General features: G+C 36.0%; 19 protein-coding genes. 10 read left to right on the forward strand and 9 right to left on the reverse strand.

The window, feature by feature from the left end; all coding sequences use genetic code 11:
* Nucleotides 1-169 precede the first annotated feature (169 nt).
* Both QE109_RS12500 and QE109_RS12505 read right to left on the reverse strand, forming a co-directional pair.
* Nucleotides 170-1,198 carry an ArsR/SmtB family transcription factor gene (locus QE109_RS12500; RefSeq protein WP_281094869.1) on the reverse strand — a complete coding sequence of 343 codons (1,029 nt, stop codon included), beginning with the start codon at nucleotides 1,196-1,198 and terminating at the stop codon, nucleotides 170-172.
* Between the two features lie 64 nt (nucleotides 1,199-1,262).
* Nucleotides 1,263-2,501, reverse strand: a complete 1,239-nt coding sequence (locus QE109_RS12505) for an MFS transporter (protein WP_281094870.1) — start codon at nucleotides 2,499-2,501, stop codon at nucleotides 1,263-1,265.
* Nucleotides 2,502-2,954: 453 nt separating this feature from the next.
* Between QE109_RS12505 and QE109_RS12510 the strand changes: the two genes are divergently transcribed.
* Genes QE109_RS12510 through pulA form a run of 7 tightly spaced genes read left to right on the forward strand, consistent with a single transcriptional unit; the run spans nucleotide 2,955 to nucleotide 14,095 of the window.
* A complete protein-coding gene (locus tag QE109_RS12510; protein ID WP_281094871.1) occupies nucleotides 2,955-3,860 on the forward strand; it encodes a LysR family transcriptional regulator in 906 nt (301 codons plus the stop codon).
* Nucleotides 3,861-3,916: 56 nt separating this feature from the next.
* Nucleotides 3,917-5,860: a 1,4-alpha-glucan branching protein GlgB gene (gene glgB, locus QE109_RS12515; RefSeq protein WP_281094872.1), complete on the forward strand. Its 1,944-nt coding sequence runs from the start codon at nucleotides 3,917-3,919 to the stop codon at nucleotides 5,858-5,860.
* Nucleotides 5,847-6,986, forward strand: coding sequence for a glucose-1-phosphate adenylyltransferase (locus QE109_RS12520; RefSeq protein WP_281094873.1), 1,140 nt, complete (start codon nucleotides 5,847-5,849; stop codon nucleotides 6,984-6,986). The genes glgB and QE109_RS12520 overlap by 14 nt, the downstream gene beginning before the upstream one ends.
* 7 nt (nucleotides 6,987-6,993) lie before the next feature.
* Nucleotides 6,994-8,130 (forward strand): glucose-1-phosphate adenylyltransferase subunit GlgD, encoded by a 1,137-nt coding sequence (gene glgD, locus QE109_RS12525; protein ID WP_281094874.1) that lies wholly within the window; start codon nucleotides 6,994-6,996, stop codon nucleotides 8,128-8,130.
* Nucleotides 8,127-9,569, forward strand: a complete 1,443-nt coding sequence (gene glgA, locus QE109_RS12530) for a glycogen synthase GlgA (protein WP_281094875.1) — start codon at nucleotides 8,127-8,129, stop codon at nucleotides 9,567-9,569. The genes glgD and glgA overlap by 4 nt, the downstream gene beginning before the upstream one ends.
* Nucleotides 9,570-9,579: 10 nt before the next feature.
* The gene (locus QE109_RS12535; RefSeq protein ID WP_281094876.1) at nucleotides 9,580-12,021 is read left to right on the forward strand and encodes a glycogen/starch/alpha-glucan phosphorylase; all 2,442 of its coding nucleotides are present in this window, start codon (nucleotides 9,580-9,582) and stop codon (nucleotides 12,019-12,021) included.
* Between the two features lie 19 nt (nucleotides 12,022-12,040).
* Nucleotides 12,041-14,095 carry a type I pullulanase gene (pulA, locus tag QE109_RS12540; protein ID WP_281094877.1) on the forward strand — a complete coding sequence of 685 codons (2,055 nt, stop codon included), beginning with the start codon at nucleotides 12,041-12,043 and terminating at the stop codon, nucleotides 14,093-14,095.
* A 576-nt stretch (nucleotides 14,096-14,671) separates the two neighbouring features.
* On the opposite strand, the gene QE109_RS12545 is transcribed toward pulA, so the two are convergent.
* A complete protein-coding gene (locus QE109_RS12545) occupies nucleotides 14,672-14,983 on the reverse strand; it encodes a hypothetical protein (RefSeq protein WP_281094878.1) in 312 nt (103 codons plus the stop codon).
* A gap of 276 nt (nucleotides 14,984-15,259) precedes the next feature.
* On the opposite strand from QE109_RS12545, the gene QE109_RS12550 reads away from it, so the two are divergent.
* Nucleotides 15,260-15,667, forward strand: a complete 408-nt coding sequence (locus tag QE109_RS12550; protein WP_281094879.1) for a bacteriohemerythrin — start codon at nucleotides 15,260-15,262, stop codon at nucleotides 15,665-15,667.
* 123 nt (nucleotides 15,668-15,790) lie between these two features.
* On the opposite strand, the gene QE109_RS12555 is transcribed toward QE109_RS12550, so the two are convergent.
* Complete coding sequence (locus QE109_RS12555) at nucleotides 15,791-16,120, reverse strand: 4a-hydroxytetrahydrobiopterin dehydratase (protein WP_281094880.1); 330 nt, start codon at nucleotides 16,118-16,120, stop codon at nucleotides 15,791-15,793.
* Nucleotides 16,121-16,193: 73 nt separating this feature from the next.
* Nucleotides 16,194-16,937 (reverse strand): nitroreductase family protein, encoded by a 744-nt coding sequence (locus QE109_RS12560; RefSeq protein ID WP_281094881.1) that lies wholly within the window; start codon nucleotides 16,935-16,937, stop codon nucleotides 16,194-16,196.
* Nucleotides 16,938-17,141: 204 nt separating this feature from the next.
* Here QE109_RS12560 and QE109_RS12565 point away from each other — a divergent pair, with 204 nt between their 5' ends.
* Both QE109_RS12565 and QE109_RS12570 read left to right on the forward strand, forming a co-directional pair.
* Entirely contained in the window at nucleotides 17,142-17,720 is a 579-nt protein-coding gene (locus QE109_RS12565; protein WP_281094882.1) for a DUF1836 domain-containing protein, read from the forward strand.
* The gene (locus QE109_RS12570) at nucleotides 17,710-18,567 is read left to right on the forward strand and encodes a DegV family protein (RefSeq protein ID WP_281094883.1); all 858 of its coding nucleotides are present in this window, start codon (nucleotides 17,710-17,712) and stop codon (nucleotides 18,565-18,567) included. The genes QE109_RS12565 and QE109_RS12570 overlap by 11 nt, the downstream gene beginning before the upstream one ends.
* Before the next feature lie 300 nt (nucleotides 18,568-18,867).
* On the opposite strand, the gene QE109_RS12575 is transcribed toward QE109_RS12570, so the two are convergent.
* From QE109_RS12575 to QE109_RS12590, 4 genes are read right to left on the reverse strand one after another with little or no spacing between them, the layout of a single operon-like run.
* The gene (locus tag QE109_RS12575) at nucleotides 18,868-20,355 is read right to left on the reverse strand and encodes a TrkH family potassium uptake protein (protein WP_281094884.1); all 1,488 of its coding nucleotides are present in this window, start codon (nucleotides 20,353-20,355) and stop codon (nucleotides 18,868-18,870) included.
* Nucleotides 20,352-21,020 carry a potassium channel family protein gene (locus QE109_RS12580; RefSeq protein ID WP_281094885.1) on the reverse strand — a complete coding sequence of 223 codons (669 nt, stop codon included), beginning with the start codon at nucleotides 21,018-21,020 and terminating at the stop codon, nucleotides 20,352-20,354. The genes QE109_RS12575 and QE109_RS12580 overlap by 4 nt, the downstream gene beginning before the upstream one ends.
* The gene (locus tag QE109_RS12585; protein WP_281094886.1) at nucleotides 21,017-21,463 is read right to left on the reverse strand and encodes a potassium channel family protein; all 447 of its coding nucleotides are present in this window, start codon (nucleotides 21,461-21,463) and stop codon (nucleotides 21,017-21,019) included. Before QE109_RS12585 ends, QE109_RS12580 begins: the two co-directional genes overlap by 4 nt.
* Nucleotide 21,464: 1 nt before the next feature.
* Entirely contained in the window at nucleotides 21,465-21,863 is a 399-nt protein-coding gene (locus QE109_RS12590) for a tetratricopeptide repeat protein (RefSeq protein ID WP_281094887.1), read from the reverse strand.
* Nucleotides 21,864-21,924 lie beyond the last annotated feature (61 nt).

Genomic DNA, 21,924 nt, shown 5'->3' on the forward strand with positions numbered 1-21,924 from the left:
TTGTAACATGTCAATTGACATTAATAAAATTAATGTTATTAATAGAATAGATTAGCATTGCTTATGATTCTTACGACAAAAAAAGACACCCAAGTTTTGGGTGTTTAAGGAGTAAAAGTATCTATTTAAGAAGATACAACAACAGCATATTCATGTGCCCACTTAGAAACTAGTTATTGGCTTCTAAATCACCTATAAAATTATCAAACAGTCTCCTTAATAGCTCAACATTGGTACTGTAGTACATTTTTTTGCCATTTTGGATGTGGAGTGTCAATAATCTTAGCCCGAGTAGCAATCCTATATGGTGGCTAATCGTTGCTTTTGAAAGTTTTAAGCGATCTGCATAATCTTTAGCACATACAGGTTCTTTTGATGCCATCTGGATCATCAAAAGTTTTGTAGGATCACCTAGGCATTTAAAAACTTCTTGTTCGATGGTTTCTTCCTTTTCAGAGGTAATATTTCGCATAGCAAAACCCAAAATCATCTTCATGCTCATATGATCTTCTGAAATTTTATACATCAACACGTATTCCCCTAGCACAGTCATACATACATCTATATCCGAAAGCGAATGGGTTTCACCCTCAAACTGAATCATCAAATAACTGTTTCTAAACTTAGTCTCATCTTTCATAGCTTCTTCAAAATTTGCAATTTCACGGTCATAGATTGCATTGACCCTTGTCTCTATTTTTTCATAAGATGCTACAAAATGTGTTAATGTCTCCACACATTTATAGTAAATCTCAGGCGCTTCATTCTTAAATTTTTTAAGCTGACTATAAGTCATGATAATTTGGCTGGTATTGTTCTCAATCAATTCATCAATTCTTGCTTTAATACCTTGTTCTCCAGTTTCTCTTGGTCTTACATACTCTTTGATATAGGCATCATAAAAGCCTTCTGGACCAACTGCTTTAACAAGCTGTATAATTTCACGAGGATTTTTATCAGGATTATTGATCGCTATGTTGGCAATCATACCATCGAGATAATATTTTCTAAATAAAAGTTTCAAATCTTCAAACACTCGCATGGAAACTGAAGTAGAAAGTTCTTCAATTAGTCCTTCTATTTCTTTAGAAGGTTCTACACCAACTTTTTTAACTTCTTTTCGAAATTCATGTATCCCAACCAACCTTTGAATTGCGAACACAAAATCTAAACTTTTTACACGAATGTTTCTAACCATAATGCTCTCCTCATTTTAGCTAATCTATATTTTAGACGCCTTGCGTCTTTTATATATTATTACACTAACCTTGAGACACTGCAACCTCTTTTAAGTTTGAGTTACGTTGAACTGAAAGTGCAATCACTGCGAGCGCAAGTGCATCGAATCCAAGTAGTACATAGCTAGGGATATAAGCCATCAACATACCTGTTAACAGATAGGCTATCGGCATAACGCCTTGTGACATAGCTCCTAAAACTCCCATGGCACGTCCTCTGTATTCATCTTCTATAGTGACTTGAAAAAGAACTTGAAGCGGTACATTTACCAAGATCACTACCATTGAAAGTCCAACTAGCGTTATACCATAATAAAAAGGTACAAGTAAATGGAGGTTCACAAAAGGCATCACTGGCACTGCAAATAAAAACATCATCATACTAAATAAAAGCATAGCATTTCTAAAAAGTCCCTGTGAAAACTGAATATTTTTCTTGCCTACATAGATGGACATCACTATAGCGCCTATAGGAAAAGCGGCTTGAACGATGCCATTTACTTGAGGAGAAATGCCATGGTAATTGATTAGATCTACTGGCAATATAATTGAAAATCCAGATAAAAAGAAGTTAATTACAAGTGCATACATTGCAATGGTCATAAACGTTTTTTGAGTTGAAACATAACGAAAACCTTCTTTTAAGTTCTGAATAAATGGTTCTTTAGATTTTTGTTTCTGAACGCCCGTGCCAAACATGTGAAAATCAATAAAAAGCTCACTCACCGATGACAAAAGAAAAGATATAGCGTTGATTAAAAAGAACAGTTTAACATCTATAAGGCCATATACGATTCCACCAAGTATTGGTGCAGTAATCGCTAATATACTATCAAGTCCTTGTGAGTAAGCATTGATTTTAGTCAAATTAGCTCTTGATACGATGTTGGGATACGCAGCACCAAATGCACTGCTTAAAAAAACAAATAAAATTGCTAAAATCAGTTCTGCCATGTAAATCGTAAAAAGTGATAGTCCACTTTGCGGAATCATGAAGAAGAAGATCAACATGGCAATACCACTGATAAAATCCGCTCCAACGACTAAAATTTTTCGATCAATTCTATCTGCAATCCCACCAACAACTGGACTTAAGATGACCATTGGAAGTGTCGTTAAAAGTAGTGAAATTGCAAAACTTTGTGCGGAACCCGTGAGTTTTAATATGTAAAAACTCATTGCAAAACCAAATAATTTTGAACCAAGTGAGCTGACGCCTTTACCACAAAGCGTCAGCCATAGGTTTCTTAACTCTTTACTCACTATGCTATCCCCCAAGTTAATTATAGTTTTTTAACCACCAAGTTAACCGCAGTTGCTTTTTCTTATTTATGTCTTTTAGTTTGCTTGCTTGATTTTAATTCTTCTTGAGATAATGGTTTGAAAATTACTCTTCCGTCTAATCCTGTTTGTACGTTCAAGAAATTCATGTTATTCATATAGGTTCCTCCTATCAATTTAAAGGGTAATGGGTTTCTATGTAAACATCATAACACATAATTCATTTGAGTTCAATGAATATCTAACTATAAATTAGTTAGAATTTAATTAAACCATTTTTAATCTCGTTTTAACCTAACCTTAACCAATGATTTTTCTGAATTCTCTAATAATTCCTTGTTTCTCCATTGTTTATCTTGGTATAATGACATTAGCTGAGCTAATTCAAATTTTAATAACAATCAGCAGGGTTAATTATTAACCCAGGAGGGCACTATGGGATATGTACCAAATCATGCAGTCAATTTTGAGCTTTATAAGATATTTTATTATGCGGCAAACTCTTTAAACTTTTCTAAAGCTGCAGCGACATTACACGTCACCCAATCTGCTGTGAGTCAAGCCATAAAGTCTTTAGAATCTCAACTGGGCATCGCTTTGTTTTATAGACAAGGTCGCAATGTCACCTTGACATACGAGGGCGAAGTCCTTTTTCAACATGTTGAAAAGGCTTATCATTTTTTCAGATCTGCTGAAAATGCAATTCACAATATTAAGTCTTTAGATGAAGGGACTATATTCATTGGGGCAAGCGATACTATTACGCGACTTTTCTTGATTGATTCAATCAAATCTTTTCATCAGCACTATCCTAAAGTCAGAATATCCATCAACAATCGCCCCTCAACAAGGTCTATTGAGAAGCTGGAAAAAGGCGAGCTTGATATCGCAATTATCAATGTGATGCCAAATTTTGACTATGAAGATTTGCAGCTCTACCCATTAACCACACTAGAACATATCTTCGTGAGTTCTGTGCCTGTTGACCCATCACTTAATCACCTTAGCAACTGGATGGATCAACCACTTGTGAGCCTCGAAAAAAAATCAACCACTCGAAAAATTCTTGAAACTTTTTACGAACGTTATGAGTTAGAGATGAAGCCTGCTTTTGAGTTTGGGTCATTTGACGTTGTACTTGAAGCAATACATGCAGGAATGGGGATTGGTTTTGTTCCAAAACGCATCGCAGCAGATCTTATTAATAGGAAGGAACTTTTTGAAATCCAAATTGTAGAACAAATTCCTTCTATAGATATAGGCATACTCATCAATAAAGGCAAGCCATTATCAATCGCTACACAAAAATACTTAGAAATTCTCAAAAATAACGAGACTTAAGTGATTTTTGGGGAATAAATATTATGTAAGTAAAACAGATTGGGGGAAATAAGTATATGCATACTAATGATATAAAAGAAAGTATCCACGAAAAGGGTTTCTTTTATCTTCATGATGGCGAATTAGATGTACATCTTTTTCATGAAGGTACAAACTATCAAAGCTACAATTTTTTTGGTGCACACAAGATTCACAAATTTGACATGGATGCCATCAGGTTTGTGGTATGGGCACCAAATGCTAAAGAAGTTCATTTAGTTGGCGACTTTAACGATTGGGACGATTTTGGTTATCCGCTTCAGCGCATTTCTGATAGCGGGGTTTGGCATATTTGTGTACCGGGCGTTAATCACTATGACCGCTATAAATACAGAATCACAACTCAAAGTCACGAAATTTTGTTTAAGGCTGATCCGTATGCTTTCCACGCTGAGGAACGTCCGCACACTGCATCAAAATATTATGATATTTCTGGTTATCAATGGCACGACAACAGTTGGCTCGATCAAAGAAAAGAAAAGGATCATCACCATAGTCCTATGAGCATCTATGAAGTCAATTTACTCTCATGGAGAAAAAAAACTGACGGTGCACAGTATTCCTATCACGATTTGGCACAAGAGTTAATCCCATATGTAAAAGAAATGAATTTTACGCATATAGAACTCATGCCTATCATGGAACACCCCTATGATGGTTCATGGGGCTATCAATTAACTGGCTACTTTGCACCTACTAGTCGCTATGGCACACCAAAGGATTTTATGTACTTTGTCGATACCTGTCATCAAAACGGTATAGGCGTAATTTTAGATTGGGTACCTTGTCATTACTGCAAAGATGCACATGGTTTATATCATTTTGATGGTGGACCTGTCTTTGAATCTCCCGAGTATGATCGCGCACATAACGATCAATGGGGTACCATCAACTTCGACTACGGTCGCCCTGAAGTTCAATCATTTTTAATTTCGAATTTACTTTATTGGTTAGAAAATTACCATGTAGATGGTATACGTATAGACGCTGTAGCATATATGCTATATCTTAACTTCGGTGGTAAGATCTTAAAGAACAAATATGGTGGGTTTGAAAATCTCGATGCAATAGAATTTATCAAAAAGATGAATCATGTCGTTCTAGACGCTTATCCAGACGCATTACTTATGGCTGAAGAAAGTACCTCTTGGCCTAAAGTATCTGGAAAAATAGAAGATGGTGGATTAGGGTTTAACTACAAATGGAATATGGGTTGGATGAACGATATCTTAGAATATATGCAACTAGACCCTGCTTATCGAAAAGGATTTCACAGAGCACTTACATTTACCATGACTTACGCATTTTCAGAGTTCTTTGTCTTACCACTGAGTCACGATGAAGTCGTACATGGCAAGAAGTCACTACTCGAAAAAATGCCCGGAACTTATCACGAGAAATTTGCAAATCTTCGCCTGCTCTTAGCCTATATGTATGCACATCCCGGTAAAAAACTTTTGTTTATGGGAAGTGAATTTGGTCAATTTATAGAGTGGAACGAATGGCAAGCACTTGATTGGCATTTGTTAGAATATACCTCACATAAAAGTATGCAATTGTATATGAAAGAACTGAATTTTGTTTACAAAAGTCATCCTAGTTTTTATGAACTAGACACCACTTATGATGGCTACAGCTGGATTGAAGTAGACAATTCTGATGAAAGCGTTATTTCTTTCGAAAGAATTGATAAAAGCGGTTGCAAGGTATTAGCAGCATTTAACTTCACACCAGTTCCAAGAAACGCACATCCAATCGGCGTAGACAAGCCTGGCACTTATGAAGTGTTTTTTAACACTTGTGACCAACGCTTTGGAGGCGCAGAACCATCTTTGGCTACAGAATATATAGCAACAAAAGAAAAATCATTTAATCGCCCTTACACACTACGTATTAAGTTACAAGGATTAAGTGGCGTGTTCATAAAGTACAAGGAGGATAATGATAATGAAAGAAGGTAAAATGATTGCCATGCTATTAGCTGGCGGACAAGGTTCACGACTTAAACTATTGACACAAGAAGTTGCAAAACCTGCTGTTCCTTTTGGCGGAAAATATCGTATCATCGATTTTCCACTGAGCAACTGTTCCAACTCTAACATCTTTGACGTGGGCATTCTCACGCAATATAAGCCTTATCAGTTAAATTCACACATCGGGATCGGAAGTGCGTGGGATTTAGACCGTCGCTCGGGCGGCGTAAGAGTTTTGCCACCTTATACAAGCGAACTTGGAGGCAGATGGTATAAAGGGACTGCCAATGCAATCTATGAAAATATAAGCTTTATTGATGAACTCGATCCTGAATACGTATTGATTCTTTCAGGTGACCATATCTATAAAATGGATTATTCAAAGATGCTGGACTTTCATATTCAAAAAAAGGCTGATATCACCATATCAGTTGTTGGTGTTCCATGGGATGAAACACACCGTTTTGGAATCTTAAACATCGATGAAAACAACTTTATCACTGAATTTGATGAAAAACCAAAACATGCGAAATCAAACCTCGCCTCAATGGGTATCTATATCTTCAACTGGAAGGCACTTCGTTCTTATCTCGTTGCAGAAGAAAAAAAAGCCGGATCAGCCAATGATTTTGGTAAAGATATCATCCCTCAAATGAAGCTTGATGGCAAAAAAACTTTTGCCTATGAATTTGAAGGTTATTGGAAAGATGTTGGTACTGTAAAAAGCTATTGGGAAGCCAACATGGATCTCCTCAGCGATGACAATGAGCTCGATTTATATGATAGTAATTGGAAAATCTATACTAAAAACAAACATTTACCACCACAATATATCGCATGTGGTGCTTCCGTTACAAACTCTTTAATCAATGAAGGTTGTACTGTTGAAGGTCATCTTGAAAGCTGTGTTCTTTTCAACGAAATCCTCATAAAAAAGGAAGCCAAAGTTTTTAATACCGTTATCTTATCGGGTGTAACGATTGAAGAAGATTGTGAAATCCATAATGCAGTTATCATGGAAGATGTAACCGTCAAAGCAGGGACTGTAATTGGTTCTCCAGACAGTAACATCATCTATCTTGTTAGTAAAAATAAAATAATCGAAACGGAGTGAGGTGTATATGAAAAATTGTTTAGGAATCATTAACTTAAGTGAAGTAGATAGCCCTTTCGGCGTTCTATGCCAAAACAGACCCGCTTCGATGCTGCCGTTTGCAGGTAGATATAGGGTCATAGATTTCACGCTCTCTAATATGGTCAATAGTGGAATCAACAATATCGGTGTATTCACCGGTAATAAAGTGCGTTCTGTAATGGACCATCTTGGTTCAGGACAGCCTTGGGATTTAGATAGAAAAATCAATGGTTTATTTCTCTTTACACCAACATATGATTACACTTCTATCAATGCAAAAGTAGGCGATTTAGACTTGTTTTTCCAAAATAAATCTTTTGTAAAAAATGCCAAGCAAGAAAATATATTTTTAGCAAAGACATACATGATTGCTAACATCGATCTGAAAGAAGCTTATCAAGAGTTTCTGGATACAGGGGCAGATATCGGCATTATATATAAAAAAGTATCAGATCCCAAAAATCGATTTATCGGTTGTGATAAGATCAATTTTGATGGAAAAGGCGAGTTCGAAAGCATAGGTACCAATCTCGGTATGGAAGAGAACTTTGATCTATCTCTCGAAATGTATTTCATGAAGAAAAATGTATACTTCGATTTACTTTTTGATTCAGTTGAACGTGGTAATGCTAACTATCTCAAGCAAGCAGTTCTCAACAGTTTAAACAAATATAAGGTGCATACTATTGAATTTACAGGGTATGTATCTTGCATCAATACGTTAAGAAACTATTTTGATGCCAATATGGCCATATTAAATCAAGAAATATCCAATGAACTTTTCTTTGAGCATGGTCAAATTTTTACAAAAGTTAAAGATGAGCCTTCAACCCACTACAAGAAAAATGCACGGATCAAAAATTCGTTTGTTGCAAACGGCTGCCAGATTGATGGCTATGTTGAAAACTCTATTATTTTTAGGGGCGTGAAGGTTGAAAAAGGATGCATCATCAGAAACAGTATCGTGATGCAGAAAACACATATTGATGAAAATGTGCACCTAAATTACACCATCCTTGATAAGCGTACTACCATTAACAAAGGTGTAACATTAATTGGAGATCCATCACTTCCGTATATTGGCGGAAAAAAAGCGGTGATCTCTAAGGAGGGAGATATATGACACAAGTCGTTTTTGTGGCTTCTGAAGCAGCGCCTTTCGCAAAAACAGGTGGTCTTGCAGATGTTGCAGGTTCTCTACCAAAAGCACTTAATTCGAAAAAAATAAACGTTAAAGTTTTTATGCCACTTCATATCAAAATCTCACCGACTTATAAAGAGCAGATGAAATTCATAGGCTACACAACTGTCAACATGGGATGGCGTACACAATATGTCGGTTTGATGACTTTAAACTACGATGGCGTGGATTACTATTTTATCGACAACGAATTTTACTTTAAAAGACATGCGCTTTACGGCGAAGGCGATGACGGAGAGCGTTACATCTTTTTTTGTAAAGCCGTACTCGCTGCCATCAAAATGACAGGAGAAAAACCCGACATCATCCATACCAACGACTGGCATGCTGCTTCTATCAATGTTCTACTAGATTATTACAGCAGACAAGATCCTTTTTATCAAGGTATAAAGACTGTTTTCACCATCCATAATTTGCGTTATCAAGGTGTCTTTGATCCTTATATCATGGGTGATTTACTCAATTTACCTTACGAATATTACAACGAAGAGCGTTTGAAGTTCTATGAAAACATCAATATTTTAAAAGGTGGCATCGTCTTTAGCGATCATGTGACTACAGTCTCAAAAAGCTATGCACATGAAATTACTTATCCTTATTTCGGAGAAAATTTGGATGGTGTCATCAACAAGTACAAAGATAAACTTACAGGGATCGTCAATGGGATAGATTATGATATCTATTCGCCTGAAACAGATGTTAACATCCCGGTGAATTTCGATTTTCAAACTGTAGACCGAAAGCGCGAGATCAAAAATCACTTACAAGTTAAATTTGGTTTACCTGTAGATCCAGATATCCCTATGCTTGCTATGGTGACAAGACTTGCTGATATGAAAGGACTTGACTTGATGCAGCATATCTTAGAGGAACTCCTTGATATGGATGTGCAACTGGTAATCCTTGGTACTGGCGAACAACATTATGAAAATATGTTTCGTTATTTCCAATATCGATATCCACATAAACTCGCTGCAAGAATCTATTTTGATCAATATGAATCACACGCCATCTACGCTGGTGCTGACCTATTCCTCATGCCTTCTCTTTTTGAACCCTGTGGACTGAGTCAATTGATTGCACTAAGATACGGAACAATCCCTATCGTAAGACAGATTGGCGGGCTTAAAGATACCGTCATCCCTTACAACAAATACACAGGCGAAGGCAATGGCTTTGGATTTACAAATTACAACGCACATGAATTACTTTTTACCATTAAGGATGCACTTGGCTATTATAAGGACAAAGCAATATGGTTATCCCTTATGGAGCAAGCCATGGCTGCTGACAACAGTTGGGAAAAATCTTCAAAGGAATACCTGCAGGTATATGAAAAGGTACTAGGAAGAGAGATATAAGAGGTGAAGTATGAAGTTATCAGTATCCGAATTTAAAGAGGACTATATCGCCGCAATCAAAGGAACATCCGCACGCCAAATCGAAGATACGACCCCACTCGAGCGATACAATGCACTAGGTGAATTAATGAAAGATTACATCGGAAATCTATGGGCAAACACAAACAAAACCTATAGAGAAGAGCATTCAAAACAAGTTTATTACTTTTCGATGGAATTCTTAACCGGGAAATTTCTTGAAAACAATCTCACAAATCTAAGTATTTATGATGTTGTGGAACAAGGATTAAAAGAACTTGGCATCAGCCTCGATGTTTTAGCTGAAGTTGAAGTGGATCAAGGTCTCGGTAATGGTGGTTTAGGACGACTTGCAGCTTGTTTTATGGATGCCATGAGTTCAACATCAATTCCAGGACACGGTTGTGGTATCCGCTATAAGAATGGGCTCTTTGAACAGCGAATCATTGATGGTTATCAGGTTGAATTTCCAGATCGTTGGCTTGTAAATAATAACGTTTGGGAATACAAGAGACCTAACAAGGCGGTGATCGTGAAATTTAACGGTCGCGTGGATACTTATATGGATGGCGATACACTTAAGTTTGCCCATGTTGATTATGACGCAGTTCGTGCTGTGCCATATGATACACCAATTTTGGGTTTTGAAAACAATACAGTCAATACTTTAAGACTTTGGTCTGCTGAAGAAATTGATGATATTTTCGATTTCGAAAACTTCTCAAGAGGAAATTACTTAAGCGCTTTTGAAAAGAAGCATTCTGTAGAGATCATCACTCAAATTCTTTATCCAAATGATGCCTATGAAGAAGGAAAATTACTGCGTCTTAAGCAAGAATACTTCTTTGTCTCAGCTGGCATACAAAGTATCTTTACAACTTTTAAGAAAATGGGCGTACCAATCGAACAATTCAGCGAGCATATTGCAATGCATATCAATGATACACATCCAGCACTTGCCGTTCCGGAACTCATGAGAATCTTACTCGATGAAGAAGGGCTTGATTGGGATATGGCTTGGAAAATCACTACATCGTGCATCTCATATACCAACCACACCATCATGTCTGAAGCTTTAGAAAAATGGCCACATTTTATGATGCGTGATTTATTACCAAGAATCACCATGATCATCGATGAAATCAACCGCAGATTCATCGAATCGTTGAAATACGTCTACCTATATACAGACGAGGAAAAAATTCATAACATGGCGATCATCAAAGACGGTATGGTAAAAATGGCACACCTTGCAATCGTAGGTTCTCACAGTGTCAATGGCGTTGCAAAACTTCATACTGAGATATTAAAGACAAAGGAACTCAAAGATTTTTACAACATCTATCCAACGAAATTTAACAACAAAACAAACGGCATCATGCACCGTCACTGGTTGCTCAATGCCAATCCTGACTTAACCGATTATGTAGAGGGTTTAATTGGGGATGGCTTTAAGAAAAATCCAATTGTTTTAAGGGATCTTTTAAAATACCGTGACGACAAAGTTGTGCAGAACGCCTTATTTGATATCAAACATAAAAACAAAGAAAATCTTGCAAAATTCATCTATGAAAAGCAAGGTGTAAAAATCGATCCTTATTCAATCTTCGATATGCAAGCTAAACGGATTCACGAGTACAAACGTCAACATCTCAACATATTACATGTCTTATCGCTATACAATAAATTAAAAGCAAATCCTAACTTGGATATTCCACCGAGAACTTTTATATTTGCTGGCAAATCTGCACCTAGTTATTATGTCGCTAAACAGATCATCAAATTGATCACTACTGTAGCCGATATGATTAACAATGATACCTCTATCAAAAATAAACTTAAGGTTGTTTTTTTACCTAACTATGGTGTATCATTAGCAAGTAAAATGATCCCTGCAGCTGATGTGAGCGAACAGATATCAACAGCTTCAAAAGAAGCTTCTGGCACAGGTAACATGAAATTTATGATGAATGGCGCTATCACACTTGCAACGCTGGATGGTGCAAACATCGAAATCATGAATGAAGTTGGAGAGAACAACATCGTACTTTTCGGCCTAAAAGATCAAGAAGTTTTTAAGTATTACCAAGATGGCAGTTACAATGCATATGAGCTCTACAACACAACACCAGCAATCAAACAAGTTGTAGACCAATTAGTAAATGGCTTTTTACCTGCAGCAAAAGAAGAGTTTGCTCCAATTGTTGACCGTTTGTTAAGGTTCAATGATGAGTTCTTTGTGCTTAAGGACTTTGAATCCTATTGCGATGCACAAGAGAGAATTGGTCTTTATTATAGAGACAAACCGCACTGGATGAAGATGTCACTTACTAACATCGCATGCTCTGGTGTCTTTTCAGCAGATTATACTATCGAAAAATACGCCTCAAGTATATGGAATATTAATAGAAAACCATTAGATTTCAAGTTATAGAGGTTAATAAGGTGAGATTATGAATTTAAGTGAATTTCCTGTAACGCATAAGACGTTGGGGATGATCTATACCCCTGAAGAGACAACTTTTCGCGTATGGGCACCCACACAAAACAAAATTGTACTTGCAGTATATGACTCGCCAAAGGCACCTTTTAGGACGCTTTACTCCATGGAGAAAGCGTCCGATGGCGTCTTTAGTGCAGTAGTAGAAGGCGATCTACACGGTATGTTCTATACCTTTATCGTAGATGGACTTTATGAAGTAACAGATCCCTACTCAGTGACCGCTTCAGCAAATAGCATGAGAAGTGGTATCGTGGATCTTAACCGCACCAACCCTGAACGTTGGGAAAATCATCATCGTCCTAGAGGCAATATGGGTTGTGATGCAATATTATATGAGGTCCATGTAAAAGACTTTTCAGGTCATCCAAACAGTGGAATGACAAACAAAGGTAAATTTTTAGCGTTCACTGAAAACGATACCAAGATTGAAAATCTAACAACTGGAATTGATCATCTTGCAGAACTAGGTGTTACTCACGTACATCTTATGCCAGTGTATGACTTCCTCACTGTTGATGAGGAGATTGAGCAAGACGGCAATTATAACTGGGGTTACGATCCTGAACTATTTAATGCACCAGAAGGTAGTTACGCAACTGATCCAAACAGTGCGATCAGCCGAATTAAAGAGCTTAAAGCAGCAATCATGGCACTACACGAAAAAGGACTAAAAGTTGTACTTGATGTGGTATATAACCATACCTATCGTACTGAATTTTCTAACTTTAACACACTCGTTCCGCATTACTACCATCGTATGACAGAAGATGGACATTTTTCAAACGGTTCTGGTTGTGGAAATGAGTTCGCATCCGATCAACCCATGGGTAGAAAGTTTATCATCGACTCGCTCCTATACTGGGCTAAGGAATATAAAGTAGATGGCTTTAGATTTGACCTTATGGCACTCATCGATAAAGATACTATCGAAGCTGCTAAAGCTGCACTCGTCGAGATTGATCCAGAGATCATCATCTATGGAGAACCTTGGATGGGTGGACTTTCTACTCTTGCTGAAAATAAACGCGTCTATAAAGGTGTACAAGGTGGAAAAGGCTACTCCTTATTTAACGACGACTTTAGAGATGCCATCAAGGGGGACAACGACGGAACTGGTAGAGGGTATATACACGGCAATAAAGATATGAAACACCGTATGCATACCGGTATCGTAGGATCTATTCCATACAATGCAAATTATGTTGGATTTACAACACATCCATGTGAGTCAATTAATTACTTTAACTCACATGACAATTTGATTTTAGCTGATAAACTTCGACTCACATCACCAAACATATCAGACGAGGAATGGATCAAATTAAATAAGATGTCTTTCAATTTGCTTTTTACAGCACAAGGTTTACCTTTTATCCATGCTGGAAATGAATTTTTAAGAAATAAATTTGGCTACCACAACACCTACAATTCTCCCCTTTCAGTTAATGCGATTGATTGGGAATACAAAGTCACCTATAACGACTTTTATCAATATGTACGTGGCCTAATTCAACTTAGGAAAACTTATAGCAGTTTAAGACTTAAAACCGTAGAAGAAATCCGCCAAAAGTTACACTTCATTGAAGAAGGCGAATTCTTAGAAGCATTTAGAGATGCGATTGTGTATATCGTAAAACAAGATCCGGATGCGGATTTTGACTGTCTTCTCGTAGCACATAACCCTAGTCATGAACCATTGATGCTTTCTGTAAATCAGCTTAAAGGTGAAATTTTAGAATTCTACGTGCTCGATGCACCTGTTGAAGATACTATTACTACACAAAGTGTGATACCGCATAAAGCAGCAGCAAAACATGCCACAGTAAAGCAACCAAATAATATCAAAAAAATTGAAATTCCAAATGATCAACTCAAGATCGAACTTATATTCGATTCAAGAGGACTACTTGAATCCCCAGAGTATATTGATGCAGTTACACATCACCTTGTGAAAGTTGCACCTCAAAGTTCAAGCATCTTTAGATTAGGTAGAAAAACTAAATAATCCAGTAACTTTAATTAGCACATACAAAAAGCCATCAGCGGGCAATATTTAACTCACCCACTGATGGCTCTTTTTATGTTCTTATCTTACGTACAACTTGATCCACCGCCACGAACCGGTCCAACAGCATAGCTATAACCATTCCAGCGTACTTCAATTTGTCCAAAAGTTTCTTGTATATATTTTTCCATGAGGAAGTTGATACCATCAATTACTTCGACGATGTCATCTTCTTTTACTTGATCTAGACCTAGACCAAAACTTGGGCCACCTCAGCCCATACCTGCGATATAAACCCTGATATTGCTTGGTTTATCAGGCTGTTTTTCCAATACGTCGCGGATTCTACCCACCGTATCTTGATCAATAACAAAATACATATCTTTCCTCCATCTGTAATTTAAGTGCAATGCACATATGTCTCCATAGATATTATACCCTGATGGAGTCCATAAAAACAGTGACTAAGACACATAGTAAAAAGTTCTGTTCATGTGGCTTAGATTTTATAAACAATAAATTCAAATAAAAAAAAGCCCCTAAAAAGCAATTGCTTTTAAGAGCTCTTTGTACTTTCTAGCCACAGCTTGAACATGATCCACAAGCAGATGGTTGAACATTAACAGGTTGTACTGAGTAACCATTGCCTACCCATTCAACTTTAATTTCACCAACTGTATCAAAAACAGATTGTTCAACTACGAAATTTACGCCGTTTACTGATTCTGTAAAATCGTTGTCATTAATGTTGTCAAGACCAAGACCGAAGCTTGGACCGCTGCAACCCATGCCTGCGATAAAGATTCTGATATTTTGTGGCTTATCTGCTTGAGCTGATAAAACTTCACCGATTTTTTCGCAAGTTTCTTGATTTGTAGCAATATACATAAATTCACCTCCGTAAATTTTAACGATACCTATCTGCTTCTACTAGAAGCGTATCTTCTTAGCATCATCACATGATATGATTATAATATAATTCCTAGTAAATTAGTATAGTTAATTTTAAATTTTAATGAATCTTTACAATTTGTTTTCAATCGGACTTGTAATATCTTGCAAGTATTGCCCCCTTGAGGTAATATTAGTTCATAAGATTTCACTATAAATTGATGTGAAACTTAACTTCTCACTCAGTTTGATGAATAATCATAGGAGGTTACGATGTTAAAAGAAAGTGAAAAATATATGTATGGTGTTTTTGAAATAGATTCAGAGCATTCAGAACTTATTGCGCGCGCCGAGAAATTAATGGCATCTTATCAAAATGGTGAAGCAGAAGCTGAGATTTTAAAATTATTTGAATATCTTTCCGCTTATGTCCTTGTTCATTTTAGAAATGAAGAAAAACTACTAGGCGATTATGGTTATCCGGAACTTGATGCACATAAAGAACTTCATCGTGAGTTTAAGCAAGATGTTATGAACCTACAAGATGATATTAAGGAAAATGGTTTAACACTAAATTCAAGACTTAAACTGACACACCTAACGACAGAATGGATTGATCATCACATTGGCACTGAAGACAAAAAAATTGCAAACTTCATTTTGAACATACGTAAAGGTTAAACTTAATTATAATAAAAAACCACTTTAGGCAATTTGATTTAAAAATTACTTAAAGTGGTTTTATTTTGTTACAGTGAACCATCTCACTCTTTTATCGAATTCAAATCAGGGCTCTATAAAAAGTTAAATCTCATCAATTTGAGCTGCAACTATAAAATCATTTCTAGAAAGTCCATGAATTTTATGCGTCATCAGACTTACTTTCACTCTCCCCCAACCGAGTTCTATATCAGGGTGATGTCCGTTGGATTCAGCAATTTCACCAATTTTGTTAACAAAATCAAGGGCAGTTTTAAAATCTTTGAATTTAAATGTTTTTTCAATTTGTATATCCTCAATTAAACGCCAAGCTTCATCAAGTTCACTGAAAAATTCTAATAACAATTCTCCGTCAAGAACTGGTGTATCTATCATACACGGGATACATTTTTCATTACTATAAGATGCACTCATCATTACCTCCATCTTTATTTGATAGAGTAATGATACCCCGTATAAGTCATTCTAAAAATGTAGTTCTAATTTACTAAGATCTATTCTTTAGAAAAGCATCTGCATAAACCTCACTGGATCTAGACATCTCTTTAGCAAAATCAGACATATATTTTCTATTACAAAATGTTGTGATATATGCATCAAAATCGAAATCATTTTTTACAGATTGTTTTGCATGCATTTCTCTTAACTGAGTTTGTGTAAGTCTTTTATAGGTGTTTTCATGTACCATATATGCTTTGTCAAACCTTTTAGGTTTATCCCTAACGATCTGCCCCTTAGTAGGAAAACCAAAAACAAGCATAGAAATAGGCACCACATACTCATCAAGATTTAACAGCGTTCGATGTTCTTCGACGTTTTCCAAAATATCACCTATATAACAGGAACCTAAACCAAAAGATTCTGCAGCAATAACAGCATTTTGAGCGGCAATCACAGCGTCTTGTATCGCTAAGAAAAGATCTCCCATCTGTGGTAATCTTGCCTCTACTCCCGCCGTTTTATAGGCATCTAGCCACCGCCTTGTATCAGCTAAAAAAATAAGGACGAGAGGTGCTTTTGCTATAAAAGGTTGATGATCACAAGTTTCAGAAAGTTTTTGCTTTAGGACATCATCTGTGACATCGATAATTGCATAAAGCATTTGATTACCTGCTGTTGGTGCGTGAAAAGCAGCCTCCAAAATTGCATCTTTCACCTCCTTAGGAATCTCTTTTGCTTCAAATTGTCTTACTGATTTCCTTGCTTTTAACAGTTCTATAATTTGATTCATAATTGCCTCCATTTCTCTTTATACTTTATACGTTATGTATAACTATATTGTAACTTAGATTGATTTGAAATAGAAGCTATCCCTTTAATCAAACCGCGATTTGAAACTTTAAAAAATTTGACAAACGCGTTATATTGACTTATCATATCTATGTAGTTATATTAACTAGATTAAGTCGTTAATAAAAAAAATTGAGGAAACAACATGGAAAAAAATACTGAACTTTATAGTTATGCCAAAGCATTGGCAGAGGTTAAACTTATCAGATGGCATGAAATGCCTGACTTTAGTATTTACTCAGACCAACTTTTACAAATTGTTCGTGAGGAACTTTCTTTTTTGTCTTTAAACGATGAAATCCTCGTCACAAAAAGTATGGTCAACAATTACGTAAAATGGGGCATGATGCCTAAACCGATAAAAAAGAAATACGACAAATTACATATAGTCTACGTTTTGGTAATCACACTTTTAAAACCAATTCTTCCTATTATGAAAATCAAAGAAGGCATTCAACTACAAATTCTGATTGAAGGTCATGAAAATGCTTATAATTCATTTTGTAGTGCTTTAGAAGAATCGCTAAGAGAAGTATTTATACCAATTATTGAACAAAGAAAGACATATGATTTTAAAGAGCGAAATATTACAGCTGATAAGTTGGCAATTTCATCAATTACTTTAGCTCTCTCTAGCAAATTATTAACTGAAAAGATTATTGATACTAAGATGAGTAAATTAGCAAAGTCTAATCAAAGCGAAGGAGATTCACATGATAAATGAAAAAATAGCAGTATTAACTGATTCTGGTTCTGATGTACCAGTAGATTTACTTAAAAAATTCCACATCTATGAATTACCACTAGGCATCAATTATAAAGATCACTCCTATAAAGACCGAGTAGATATTACACCTGAGGAAGTTTATTCAAACTTAACTAAGGAAATTCCCAAGACGAGTTTACCAACAGCTGGTGAAGTTCATGAAAAACTAAATCAAATAATTGCAGATGGTTATACACATGTGATTATCCCTTTACTTTCTTCTGGACTTAGTGGGACTTATCAAACAGTGAAGATGGTTTGCACTGAGTTTACTCAGATCAAAACCGCAGTAATTGACACGAAAAATATCGCACTTGCATCTGGTTTTTTCTCTATCTATGCTTCAGAACTTATTGAAAAAGGACTTGGCTTTGATGAAATTGTTGCAAAATTAGAATCTAAAATTTCAAAATCACATATCTATTATAGCCTTGAAACGCTTCAGTACCTTGTAAAAGGTGGCCGACTTGGACGTGTTGAAGGGATGCTTGGTAGCATCTTACAGATTAAGCCTATCATCGCTTGTGATGAAAACGGGATTTATCACACCGTTGAAAAGGTCCGCGGACGTAAAAAAAGCATAAGCAAAACCATGGAAATCGTAGAAAATGGTCTGAAAAACACAAAGAAATATTATCTTGCCATCTCACACGGTGCGGCACAGGAAGAAGCTGATAAGGTCATCGAAATGATGAAACCTTATATTGACCGCGCCACACTCTTCATGAGCGGTCAAATATCAGCATCCCTTGGTGTGCATACTGGACCAGGACTTGTGGGAATTGGGTTTTTTGAACTGGATTAAGGTGGATGTTGTTATAAAGTTTGAATGTGAATAAGAGCCCCATTATAAAGCCGAAAATGACAAGAAGTCCTCGGGTTTCACCCTGCGGATTGCCATTTTCAACTTTATAACGGGGCTCTTTTAGTACAATCATCGTTTTTAATCAACATCCATTGTGTGGGGAACAAGAAGTCCTCGGGTTTCACCCTGCGGATTGCCATTTTCAACTTTATAATGGGGCTCTTTTAGTACAATCTTCATTTTTAATCAACATCCATTGTGTGGAGGACAAGAAGTCCTCGCCCTTTGGGCTGTGGATTGTCATTTTAAACTTAATAATTTTTTGGCTTTTTCTATTGCTAAAGATACTCCTGAGTATAACCCTATAAAGACTATAAACATTTCTAGTCTACCTAGAATCATTCCAAATATTAAGATGCCCAATGTACTGGTGTTCATATCAGATGTAGTTACACCAATTGATAAACCAACTGTTCCAAATGCCGATGCAAATTCAAACATTGAGTCTACTAGACTACTATTACTTGATAATGTTAATAGTAAAGTACCTATTACATAGATGACTAAATAAAATGTAACAAACCCTCTGGTATCATCAACAATTTCATGGTCTAGAGAGGTTTTTCCTTGTGCACGGTAATAAAAAGGGGCTGAGACTCTTCTTGAAGGACTAATGCGCTTAATTAAATTTTCATGTGCTGCCCGCAATACAATGTAAACACGTGTCAGTTTGATTCCTCCTGCAGTTGAACCAATTCCCCCTCCTATTAACATTAGTATAATCAATAACCCAACCCCTACAGGTGGCCAGTTATTATACGTTACTGTTGAAAAACCGGTAGTTGAAAGTGCAGATACAACATTGAAAATAGCCACTCTAAAACTCTCACCTAAGTTTAAGTATACTTTGTAAAATAGCAAGACCGAAACAAGTGTTGTAAATACTGCAAGAATCAAAAACATAAATCGAACTTCACTGATCTTTATGAGTTGCTTGAATTTTCTTCTCATCAATAGTAACAAAACAGCAAAATTGGTAGTTCCAATGATCATAAGCACAATTGTTACAACTTCGATTCCAAGGCTATTATATGCGCCAATACTATCTGCTTTAGTTGAGAATCCACCCGTAGATAATGCTGACATCGCATGTAATAGACTATCAAAAAAAGGCATCCCAAACACGATATAAGAGAACGTTCCCACTATAAGCAATGCAACAAACATACTTGAAGTTATTCTCGCTGTTTTTTTAAGGTTTGGCATCAGTTTATCCGGATGCCCTTCTGCACTAAACAAATTCATCGCTTGTTTACCTTGAAGAAACATTACCATCACTAGCACAAATCCCAAACCACCACAAAATTGCATAAAACTACGATGAAACAAAAATATCGCAGGGGTACTTTCAACATCCATCACTGATAATCCCGTCGTTGTCCATCCACTGACAGCTTCAAAGAGTGCTTTACTGAATGGAAGTTGCCTTGAAATCACAAAGGGAATAGCACCAGCTACAAAACCATACATCCAAGTAAAAAGTACTGTTATATGACTATTCTTCAATAGTTTTAACCATTGAAGATCATTTCTTTCCTTTTTTAGGGTGATGACTAAAACCATTCCAAGTAGAATCGACAAAAAAGAAGGAATAAAAAAGGAAAAAAAGTACTTTGACTCACTTGGATAAAACGGTAAAACAAGCAACGGCATTGCTAGTAATATACCAATTAAAATTATCAATTTCCCAAAATTATTCTTATCTTTAAAAAAAACAATATTTTTCATAACCGTCCCGTCAACTCCTTAATTGCATTCATCTCTTGATTGGCCGCTGATATCAAAATAAGCTTATCACCACAATTTATCCTTGTATCTCCTCTTGGTATTGTAGTCCCTTCGCCATGTATGATACAGCCTATAACTGATTCTTTTGGTAAGTTGATTTCCCACATTTTTTTACCAACTACTGGTGAAGATTCCAAAATTGGTACTTCAGCAATTCTTATTTTACCTTCACCCGTAGGAATCATAGTCACAATCCCATCATAAAAAGCTTGCTGCTCAATTATGTTGGTGATGGCGTTTACTTCACAAATAACAGAATCAACACCACTCATGTAAAAAAGTGATGACTTCAGTGGATCGTTTAGTATAGAAATGGTCTTTTTTACCTTAAATTTTTTTTTGCAAAGTTGACAAATTACTAAGTTATCTTCATCCTTAGGCGTCAACACTATTGCTAGATCAGCATATTCAATGTTAGCATCATCAAGTACAAAAGGTTTAGAACCATCTCCATTTATAACATTTATTTCTCTATTTTCGGCTAGAACGACGCTCTTATCGTAACTGCTATTAATAGCTGTTACTCGATAACCTTTGTTGATCAGAGAATCTGCCAACGAACGTGCTCTATTAAAACTTCCAATTAAAACAGCATGCTTTTTCATATTTTTGCTCCTCTCTTAACGGGATTGATCCTCTTGCTAATTTCATCAATAGACAATGTAACTGGGCTTATTGTCTCAATGCCCATATCACTGAAAATGCATTTTATTTCCGGATCATATAATCTCAACAAAACTCTAGGCACGTCAAAATTCAGCTTACAAATCTGCGCTACCATTATATTGGAATTATCATTATTGGTTACTGCAATTAAAGTAGTAGCCTTATTTATTTGTGCCTCTTCAAGTACTTTATAATCTAATGCGTCACCGATAAGTGTCAGTCCTCCATATGCAGGAGATAACTTCCGAAATGCACTTTTATCTCGATCGATAATTAGTACATCCAAATTGCTATTTGATAACTCAGTAGCTAAACTAGCGCCCAATCTACCACATCCAATAATCACTGTATAAGTATTTGAAATTTTAGTATGATTTTTCAATTTAATCCCTCCTAATAATGTGTCCAATACCTCGATTATCATAACTTACTTTGTAGTTATCAACATTTTCTTCTTCATCGATACAATCTGATTCATCATATGCACATTTTCCCTTTGAAAAAAAAGTACCATAATATTCAAGATTATGACGTGCTGGCAAATACATGGTATCTAACTCTAGTGCTATCCGAAAATGCTTCATAGCTGTACTATGTTCATCTGTTTTTTCTAATAAAATCCCATATAAATTATGAGGTTCTGGCGCATGAGGAAATTCCATAATCGCTTTCCTAATTAAATTTTCACTTTCTTCAAAGCACTCATCAATAATCAACTCTTTAATCTTTTTGAACAGCAATTTATTACTTTCATTTTTTTCTTGATTATTTTTTGTTGTCACGATCATTCATCTCCTTTTTATAGTAAATTTTATTGTTCTTATACTATAATGTTAGCAAAAT

The sequence above is a fragment of the Fusibacter bizertensis genome (assembly GCF_029914245.1).
GTDB classification, from domain to species: Bacteria; Bacillota; Clostridia; order Peptostreptococcales; family Acidaminobacteraceae; genus Fusibacter_C; species Fusibacter_C bizertensis.